Origin of the sequence: Arthrobacter sp. NPDC056727 (assembly GCF_042790555.1) — a bacterium.
Classification (GTDB): Bacteria; Actinomycetota; Actinomycetes; order Actinomycetales; family Micrococcaceae; genus Arthrobacter.
In genome coordinates this window covers 75,667-83,901 of record NZ_JBHTZA010000023.1, presented here as the reverse complement: position 1 = coordinate 83,901, position 8,235 = coordinate 75,667, and the positions used below count along the sequence as shown (strand labels likewise).

Below are 8,235 nucleotides of genomic sequence, written 5' to 3'. Positions count from 1 at the left end.
CCGCCCGAAAGGGCAGCGCCGGGCCGGACCCATGCCCGCGGGTTGAGCGGCTGGGGCCACGCCCGGCGGCTGCCCGGGCGGGGAGTGACGTTTGACACATGCAAAACGTTTTGTGTATTCTCGTTCACACCAACCCAAAACGTTTTGCAAAGGAAGTCGATGACGACGAGAGTAGGGATTCGCGAGGTGGCGAAGGCTGCCGGGGTCTCCGTGACCACCGTGTCGCACGCCCTCAACGACGCCACCAGCTCCCGGGTCAAAGCGGAAACCCAGCAGCTCGTCCGGGACGTGGCCAGGAACCTTGGCTACGCCCCCAACCGGCTGGCCAGCGGGCTGCGCAACCAGCGCTCCCAGATCCTCGGCCTGGTCAGCGACGAGATCACCACTACCCCGTTCGCAGGGGCGATGATCCGCGGCGCGCAGGACGCGGCGTACGAGCGCGGCTACGTCGTCATGGTGGTGAACTCCGGACTGGACAGCGAGCTTGAGCACCGTGAAATCAGCATGCTTCAGCAGCACCAGGTGGACGGAGTTGTGTACGCCAGGCTGTACCACCAGCAAGTGGAACTGCCCGGTGCGCTCTCGGGGACCCCCACCGTGCTGCTGGACGCAGTCACCGGTGACCCCGCCGTTTCCTCCATCGTCCCGGACGAGGTGGACGCGGCTGAGGCGGCGGTGGAAGCCCTCATTAAGGCAGGCCACACGCGGATCGGGATGATCAACAACGTGGACGACATTCCCGCCACGCACGGCCGGCTTGCAGGATTCCGCAACGTACTGCGCCGTCACGGCGTCGAACACGACCCTCGGCATCTCGTCATCACCCAGGCGGAGACCGCAGGGGGCCGTGAGGCCGCACTGTCGCTCCTTGGCCAGCCAGACCGGCCAACAGCCCTGTTCTGCTTCAGCGACAGGATGGCCATGGGGGCGTACCAGGCGGCGGCCGCGCTGGGGCTGAGCGTGCCGGACGATGTTTCGATCGTCGGCATCGACAACCTGGAGCTCATCGCGGACTCGCTGTGGCCGGGACTGACCACCGTGGCCCTGCCGCACTACGACATGGGCCGGTGGGCGGTCAACCGCGTTCTTGACGACATTGAGAACCCGGGCGCGTCTCCGGAACAGGTGCGGCTGGCGTGCCCCCTGATTGAGCGGGGATCCGTCGGACCGCCCCGGACCTGAACCACTCGAAAGAAACAACCACCTGCAGTTCAACCCGGTATCCGCTTAAAAAGGGACGCAGCCGTTGCAGCGGCCGCGCCCCTTCCGGACCCGGGCCAATCATCCACGCGCAAAATCAGCAGAAAGACTGGACCACCATGAACAAGCGATTCACACGGATCCTGGCCACCAGCATAGCCGCGGCTGCGCTCATGGGCAGCCTTGCTGCCTGCGGCAAGGGCAGCGCGTCTGCCACGTCCGAAGGCAGCAATGAAATCACCATGTGGACCCACAATGCGGGAAATCCCGAGGAACTCGCAGCCATCAAGTCCATTGTTGACTCCTACAACAAGAGCGGCTCGGCCAAGGCACAGATCAAGGTGCAGGCATTCCCGCAGGACTCCTACAACGACTCAGTGGTCTCGGCCGCCGCTGCAGGGAAGCTGCCCTGCATTGTGGACATCGACGGGCCCAACGTGCCCAACTGGGCGTGGGCCAAGTACCTGACTCCGCTGAAGCTTTCGGCGGATCTGTCCAAGAACCTCCCCAGCACCGTCGCCAAGTGGGAGGGCGAAACCTACGCGGTGGGCTACTACGATGTCGCCCTCGCCATGCTTGCCCGTGCCTCGGACCTCAAGGCGGCAGGCGTCCGCGCGGCCACGGTTGAGAAGCCGTGGACGAAGGAGGAATTCCAGGACGCGCTGACCAAGCTCAAGGCCCTGGGCAAGTGGCAGTACCCCCTGGACATGGGAACCGCCGGAACGGGGGAGTGGCTGCCGTACGCCTACTCGCCGCTGCTGCAGTCCTTCGGCGGAGACCTCGTCAACCGCGACGGCTTCCAGTCCGCGGACGGTGCCCTCAACGGAGAAAAGGCCGTCGAGTGGGCCGCCTGGTTCCGCGGACTCGCGGACCAGGGCTTCATGGCCAAGAAGAGCGGCAAGGATTCCACCCAGGACTTCCTGAACAACAAGAGCGCCATCGTTTACACCGGTTCCTGGGCCGCGGACAAGGCGCGTAAGGCACTCGGCAAGGACCTGGCGGTCATGCCCTCGGTGGACCTCGGCAACGGCCCGAAGATCGGCGGCGCGTCGTGGCAGTGGGGCGTGACCAGCGGCTGCAAGAACTCCGAGGCTGCGATGGACTACCTCTCCTACTCTCTGAAGCCGGAGAACATCGCCGCGGTGGCCAAGGCAACCGGAACCATCCCGGCCACCGATGAAGCCGCGGCCCTGATCCCCGCCTTCGCCGAGGGCGGCGAAAACCGGGTGTTCATGGAGTTGTCCCGCCAGCAGGCCGTCATGCGTCCGGAAACGCCGGCGTACCCGTTCATCGCCACCGAATACGGCAAGGCGGTCCAGGACATCCTGGCCGGGGCGGACGCCAAGACCGTCCTGGACAAGGCGGTCAAGGCGATTGACGCCAACATCAAGTCCAACGGCGGCTACAAGAACTAGCCGGCCGCCGGACGGGAGGACGACGGCGGACGGCAACTGCCGCCGTCGTCCTCCACCCGGCACTGACTGTCAACGGAGACTCCCATGACAACCACCCAGCTTCCCTCCCGCCGCTCCGCCGTCCCGGCGCCGGGCGCAGCCTCCACCGCAGCATCCCGCCGCAAGCGCCCGGGCCACCTCCGCGAGCAGCTCAGCGGCTGGGGCATGATCGCACCGGCCGCAGTCCTGCTCCTCGCCTTCGTTTTCCTGCCGGCAATCCTCGGCTTCGGCCTGGCGTTCACGAACGCGCGGCTCATCTCCCCGCGGCCGGTGGAGTTTGTCGGGATGGACAACTTCGCCCGTCTGTTCGCCGACCCGACATTCTGGCGGTCGCTCCTGAACGTCAGCTACTTCGCAGCGGTGGTGGTGCCCGTGCAGTCAGGCCTGGCCCTGGCCATGGCGCTGCTGATCAACAAGAAGTTCCGCGGCGTGAACTTCTTCCGCACCGTCTACTTCCTCCCGGTGGTGACGTCCATGGTGGTGGTATCGCTGCTGTGGCTCTTCATGTACCGCAAGGACGGCCTGATCAACGAACTGCTGTCCACGTTCAGCTTCGGCCTCATCCAGGGCGCGGACTGGCTGAACGATCCCGCCACCGCCATGCCGGCCATCATCGCGCTGTCCATCTGGCAGGCTGCCGGCTTCCACATGATCATCTGGCTGGCCGGGCTGCAGAGCATCTCCGGGGAGCTGTACGAGGCAGCCCAGCTTGACGGGGCCAGCCGCTGGCACCAGTTCCGGTATGTCACCTGGCCGGGCCTGAAGCACACGCGCACGCTGGTCCTGGTGACCATCACCATCCAGGCCCTCGGCCTGTTCGACCAGGTCAGCGTCATGACTCAGGGCGGCCCCCTCGACTCCACCACCACCATCATTTACGAGGCAGTACGCTCCGGCTTCAAGCAGCAGGAGACCTCCTACGCCTCGGCAATCTCCCTCGTTTTCTTTGTCCTGGTGCTGCTGATCTCCGCAGTGCAGCGCTACCTGACCCGAGAGAAGGACTGACGTGAAAAACGCACTCCGCCTCAATTCGATCGGCGCGATGGCCGTGCGCATCCTGTTCGCCGCCGTCGCCGCCTTCCCGATCGTGTTCATGCTGGTGTCCTCGCTCAAGCCGGACCAGCAGATCTTCGGCGACATGTCCTCGGTGGCCGCGTTCCTGCCCATCGGCAACATCTCGCTGGACAACTACACCGCAGTTTTTGACCGGGTCCCGGCCGCCCGCTTCCTCGTCAACTCCGTCGGCGTGTCCGCGGTGACCGTGGTGCTGGGCATCTTCATCAACAGCCTGTGCGCCTTCGCCCTGTCCCGCATGCAGGTGCGCGGCAAGCGCGTGGTGTTCACCGCGATCCTGGCAACGCTCATCGTGCCGTTCCAGACGCTGGCGCTGCCGCTGGTGTGGTGGGTCAACCAGCTGCCCTACTTCGAGCTCAACGGCTTCAGCCTGGAGATTTCGAAAGGCTGGCTGGACACCTACCAGGTGCAGATCATCCCGTTCATCGCCAACGCATTCTCCATCTACCTGTACCACCAGTACTTTGAGTCCATTCCCAAGGAACTGGACGAGGCCGCCCGGATCGACGGCGCCGGCTGGTTCAAGATCTACCGCCAGGTGGTCATGCCGCTCGCCGGTCCCGCCACCGCCACCGTGGCCATCCTGACGTTCCTGCCCGCCTGGAACTCCTACCTGTGGCCGCTCATGGTGGTCCAGTCCGAGGAGCTTCGCCCGGTGATGATCGGCATCCAGTACTTCTTCCAGCTGAACGTCTCCTGGGGCGAGGTCATGGCCTACGCCTCGCTGATCACGGTTCCCGTGGTGGTCCTGTTCATCGCCTTCCAGCGCTCCTTCATCAACAGCATCGCCTCCAGCGGTGTCAAAGGCTGACCCAGCCCCTTCCTAGTTCGAAAGCGAACCATGACTTCCCTCAACACCGTGCCTGCGCTCGACTGCCGCTACCGGCCCAAATGGCACTACGCCGCCCGGCGCAACTGGCTCAACGACCCCAACGGGCTGGTGTACTCCAACGGCGTGTACCACCTCTTCTATCAGCACAACCCGCACGGCGACGGATGGGGCAACATGTCCTGGGGCCACGCCACCTCCACGGACCTCCTGAGCTGGGACGAGCAGCCGGTGGCCATCCCCTGCGATGAGCAGGAGGCCATCTTCTCCGGCTCGGCCGTGGTGGACACGCACAACACCAGCGGGTTCGGAGTGGGCGGCGCGGCCCCGCTGGTGGCGATCTATACGAGTGCCTATTCGCCGGCATCGCCGGTGGCCGGGCGGCAGGCACAGTCGCTCGCGTACAGCACCGACGACGGTGCCACGTGGACCAAGTACGCCGGGAACCCGGTGCTGGACAGGGCGTCCGCGAACTTCCGTGACCCCAAGGTTTTCCGGTACGACGGCGACGCGGGCAGCTACTGGGTGATGGCCGCCGTCGAGGCCGAGGACCGGGAAGTGGTGCTCTACAAGTCCGCCGACCTGCTCACCTGGCAATACTTGAGCTCCTTCGGCCCGGCTAATGCCACGGGCGGGGTATGGGAATGCCCGGACCTGTTCGAACTGCCGGTGGACGGCAACGCCGGCGACACCCGGTGGGTCCTGGTGGTGAACCTGAACCCCGGCGGGATCGCCGGCGGCTCGGCCGGCCAGTATTTCGTTGGAACGTTCGACGGCGTGACGTTCCGGTCCGAGAGCACGGTCACCGGGGGCATGCAGACGGACGGCAGCCGGATGCGTGAATACGGCTGGCTCGACTGGGGCCGGGACTATTACGCCGCCGTTTCCTTCAGCAATGCTCCGGACGGACGGCGCCTCATGGTCGGCTGGATGAACAACTGGCAGTACGCGGCGGCCACGCCGTCGCAGGGCTGGCGCAGTGCCATGTCCCTGGTCCGTGAGGTACGGCTGGAGCGCCACGCAGGGCGCCCTGTGCTGGTTCAGGCGCCTGTTGATCCGTTTGCGGATTCCGGAACGGAGCTGTTCGCCGCGGGTCCGGAACTGCCCGCGGACCCGACTCCGCCTACAGATGGGGTGCGGTGGCTTCCGCCGGAGGCCTCCGGCGAGGTGCTCCGCATCGACGCCGAATTCCGGCCCGGCGCCTCGGGCACCGTAGGGCTGGTGCTTCGCGCCGGCCAGGCCTGCGGTGTGCAGGAGCGGACCGTACTGGCCTACTCCTCCCTGTCCGGCGAGCTCAGCCTGGACCGCACGGCCTCCGGAAATGTCGGGTTCCATGAGGATTTCCCGTCCGTGGAGCGGGTGCCCGTTGCCCTTCAGGACGGTCTTCTGCGGCTGACGGTCTTCCTGGACCGCTGCTCCGTGGAAGTCTTCGCCCAGGACGGCCTGGTGACCCTCACGGACCAGATCTTCCCCGCGGAGTCCAGCACCGCCGTCGGGCTCCTGGCCGAAGGGGACGGCGCCACCCTGGTGAGCCTCAGCGTCACCGGCTAGCACCCCCAGACCAAAGCAACGCGGGGTCACTTACAGCCCAATAACCACCCCGGAAACGGCTGTAAGTGACCCCGCGTTGGGGTCAGCGGCTGCGGCCCACGCCAGGAGGGTATTGGCGATGGGCCGCAGGTTCGGGTGGTCCCTGCTCCGACGACAGTGCCGGCGCCTGCGGGCAGGCACCGGCACAGACCTGAAGGGCTTACTTCATCATCGTCCCGTCGGGTGCCACGAGGTACCAGACGTTGCCGACGCCCTGGCCGGTGATGTCGCCGGGGGCCTTGTCCTTCTGCCACAGGTAGACGGGCATGCCATTGACGGTCACCTGCTTCTTGCCGTCAGGGGTATCAATGGTGCCGACCTTCCCTGTCACACCCTCGACCTTGGGGGTGTCCGTGGCAGCAATCACCGGAGGCCACTTCACGAGGCAGTCGCCCAGGCAGTTGCTCTTGCCCGAGTCCTTGACGTCCTTGGTGAAGTAGTAGACGCTCATGCCCTTGCCGTCCACCACGATGTCACCCTTGCTGGATGAGGCGGTTTTGAGGTCCACCGAGGCCATCTCGCTGGCGCTGGCCGATGCGCTGGCGGTGGCCGCCGGCGATTCGCTGGCCGGGGCGGCCGCCGTCGTGGTGGTCGTTGTGCCGGATCCGCCGCCACATGCCGTCAGTGAGGCGGCAAGGGCCATAACTGCGAGGCCAACGCTCAGTTGCTTCTTCATGTGCTGCTCCTTGGCTCGGGCCGGCAGATTGGAATCCGGCGCTATTTGGAATGACGCACAAAGGTGAAGAATGGTTCAAAGATCTGGCTGGCCGGAATTGAACTTATCGCCGGCTGCCGACGTCGTACTTGCCAGGAAAGCCGGCTCTCGGATCCGGCTTCATTAGGGTCACTGCAGGGAGGCCGAAGGTGCCGCTGGATGAGGATTTGGTTGCAGCGATCTACCGTGAGCACGGAACGGCGCTTCGCCGGTTTGTGCTCAGTGCCTCCCGCGACCCGCACCTTGCGGACGACATTGTCCAGGAAACGGTGCTTCGGGTCTGGCAGCAGGCGCCCAAGGTCACCGGCAGCATGCGGAGCTACCTGTTCCGGACGGCACGGAACATCATGATCGACAACTACCGGAAAGCCCAGCGCCGGCCGCTGGAAGCCGAGGACCGTGACATGGCGGATCCGGAGGAGGCCACCGGGCGGGTTGACGATCTGCTGAACAAGGTGCTGATGGAGGAGGCCCTCCTGCGGCTGAGTTCGGAGCACCGTGATGTGCTGGTGGCACTGCACTACCGGCGGTTCACGGTGGGCGAGGCGGCGGTGCAGTTGAACATTCCGAGCGGAACGGTGAAATCCAGGGCCTTCTACGCGGTGAAGGCCCTGCGGACAATACTCGATGAAATGGGTGTGGAACGGTGAACGGCAAGGAAGTCCATGAGTTGCTGGGGGCATACCTGTTGGGAGGGCTCGACGACGCGGACAGGCTGCGCTTCGAGGAGCACCTCAAGCAGTGCGGCACGTGCCGCAGTGAACTGTCGGACCTGGAATCCCTGCCGGGCCTGCTGGATGCCCTGCCCGTCCCGGACGCCGTGGCGCTCGCCGTTCCGGCGCCGCGCCGTGCAGGCGAAGACGCAGCGTTCCCTGACCTGGCCCCCGCCCCCCGGCCGGTTCTTGACGAACTGGCGGCCCGCCGTCGTAATTCCCGACGGCGGATAACGGCTTTGGTGGGAGTGGTGGCGGCGGCCTGCCTGGCCCTGGGATTTGCCGCGGCGCCGCTCTTTGATCCCGCCGACAAACCCGATGCCAGCTACTCGGTCAAGGCCGACACCGGCATGCAGGTCACCGTGGGAATGGTCAAGAAAACCTGGGGCACCGAACTGGCCGTCGACGGGCGGAGCCTGCCCCAGAACGGGCGGCTGTCACTGTGGGTGAAGGACCGTGCCGGGGTTGAGGACCGGGCCTGCGCGTGGATGGCGACACCCAGCGGAAGGGTCCGGGTCACCAGCGCCACACCGCTGCAGTACACGAGCATCGCCAGCGTGGAGGTCCGGAACGACCGGCAGCAGACCATCGCCGTCATCGCGGTGCCGGGCACCTGACCCGGCCCGCCTGATCTCTCGTGGGGGTTGGACTGTCCGGGGC

The 8,235-nt window shown here is 65.9% G+C and carries 8 protein-coding genes; 7 read left to right on the top strand and 1 reads right to left on the bottom strand.

The genetic code is table 11. From position 1 onward, the window contains the following. The first annotated feature begins 159 nt into the window (after nucleotides 1-159). The 5 genes from ACFRAH_RS19550 to ACFRAH_RS19530 all read left to right on the top strand — a co-directional run bounded on the left by ACFRAH_RS19550 (nucleotide 160) and on the right by ACFRAH_RS19530 (nucleotide 6,108). A complete protein-coding gene (locus ACFRAH_RS19550; RefSeq protein ID WP_377992564.1) occupies nucleotides 160-1,182 on the top strand; it encodes a LacI family DNA-binding transcriptional regulator in 1,023 nt (340 codons plus the stop codon). A gap of 137 nt (nucleotides 1,183-1,319) precedes the next feature. Next, entirely contained in the window at nucleotides 1,320-2,615 is a 1,296-nt protein-coding gene (locus ACFRAH_RS19545) for an extracellular solute-binding protein (RefSeq protein ID WP_377992563.1), read from the top strand. An 84-nt stretch (nucleotides 2,616-2,699) separates the two neighbouring features. Then, complete coding sequence (locus ACFRAH_RS19540; protein ID WP_377992562.1) at nucleotides 2,700-3,659, top strand: carbohydrate ABC transporter permease; 960 nt, start codon at nucleotides 2,700-2,702, stop codon at nucleotides 3,657-3,659. 1 nt (nucleotide 3,660) lies between these two features. Further along, nucleotides 3,661-4,539: a carbohydrate ABC transporter permease gene (locus ACFRAH_RS19535; RefSeq protein WP_377992561.1), complete on the top strand. Its 879-nt coding sequence runs from the start codon at nucleotides 3,661-3,663 to the stop codon at nucleotides 4,537-4,539. A 30-nt stretch (nucleotides 4,540-4,569) separates the two neighbouring features. Then, nucleotides 4,570-6,108, top strand: a complete 1,539-nt coding sequence (locus ACFRAH_RS19530) for a glycoside hydrolase family 32 protein (protein ID WP_377992560.1) — start codon at nucleotides 4,570-4,572, stop codon at nucleotides 6,106-6,108. A gap of 199 nt (nucleotides 6,109-6,307) precedes the next feature. On the opposite strand, the gene ACFRAH_RS19525 is transcribed toward ACFRAH_RS19530, so the two are convergent. Beyond that, nucleotides 6,308-6,823 (bottom strand): hypothetical protein, encoded by a 516-nt coding sequence (locus ACFRAH_RS19525; RefSeq protein ID WP_377992559.1) that lies wholly within the window; start codon nucleotides 6,821-6,823, stop codon nucleotides 6,308-6,310. A gap of 188 nt (nucleotides 6,824-7,011) precedes the next feature. Between ACFRAH_RS19525 and ACFRAH_RS19520 the strand changes: the two genes are divergently transcribed. Both ACFRAH_RS19520 and ACFRAH_RS19515 read left to right on the top strand, forming a co-directional pair. After that, nucleotides 7,012-7,512, top strand: a complete 501-nt coding sequence (locus tag ACFRAH_RS19520; protein WP_377992558.1) for a sigma-70 family RNA polymerase sigma factor — start codon at nucleotides 7,012-7,014, stop codon at nucleotides 7,510-7,512. Continuing rightward, the gene (locus ACFRAH_RS19515) at nucleotides 7,509-8,192 is read left to right on the top strand and encodes a zf-HC2 domain-containing protein (RefSeq protein WP_377992557.1); all 684 of its coding nucleotides are present in this window, start codon (nucleotides 7,509-7,511) and stop codon (nucleotides 8,190-8,192) included. The genes ACFRAH_RS19520 and ACFRAH_RS19515 overlap by 4 nt, the downstream gene beginning before the upstream one ends. The last annotated feature ends 43 nt before the right edge of the window (nucleotides 8,193-8,235 follow it).

What these genes read in the sequence shown, in the direction of transcription:
- ACFRAH_RS19545 (WP_377992563.1), top strand. Translation starts at nt 1,320, where the DNA reads ATGAACAAGCGATTCACACGGATCCTGGCCACCAGCATAGCCGCGGCT.
- ACFRAH_RS19525 (WP_377992559.1), bottom strand. Translation starts at nt 6,823, where the DNA reads ATGAAGAAGCAACTGAGCGTTGGCCTCGCAGTTATGGCCCTTGCCGCC.
- ACFRAH_RS19540 (WP_377992562.1), top strand. Translation starts at nt 2,700, where the DNA reads ATGACAACCACCCAGCTTCCCTCCCGCCGCTCCGCCGTCCCGGCGCCG.
- ACFRAH_RS19530 (WP_377992560.1), top strand. Translation starts at nt 4,570, where the DNA reads ATGACTTCCCTCAACACCGTGCCTGCGCTCGACTGCCGCTACCGGCCC.
- ACFRAH_RS19550 (WP_377992564.1), top strand. Translation starts at nt 160, where the DNA reads ATGACGACGAGAGTAGGGATTCGCGAGGTGGCGAAGGCTGCCGGGGTC.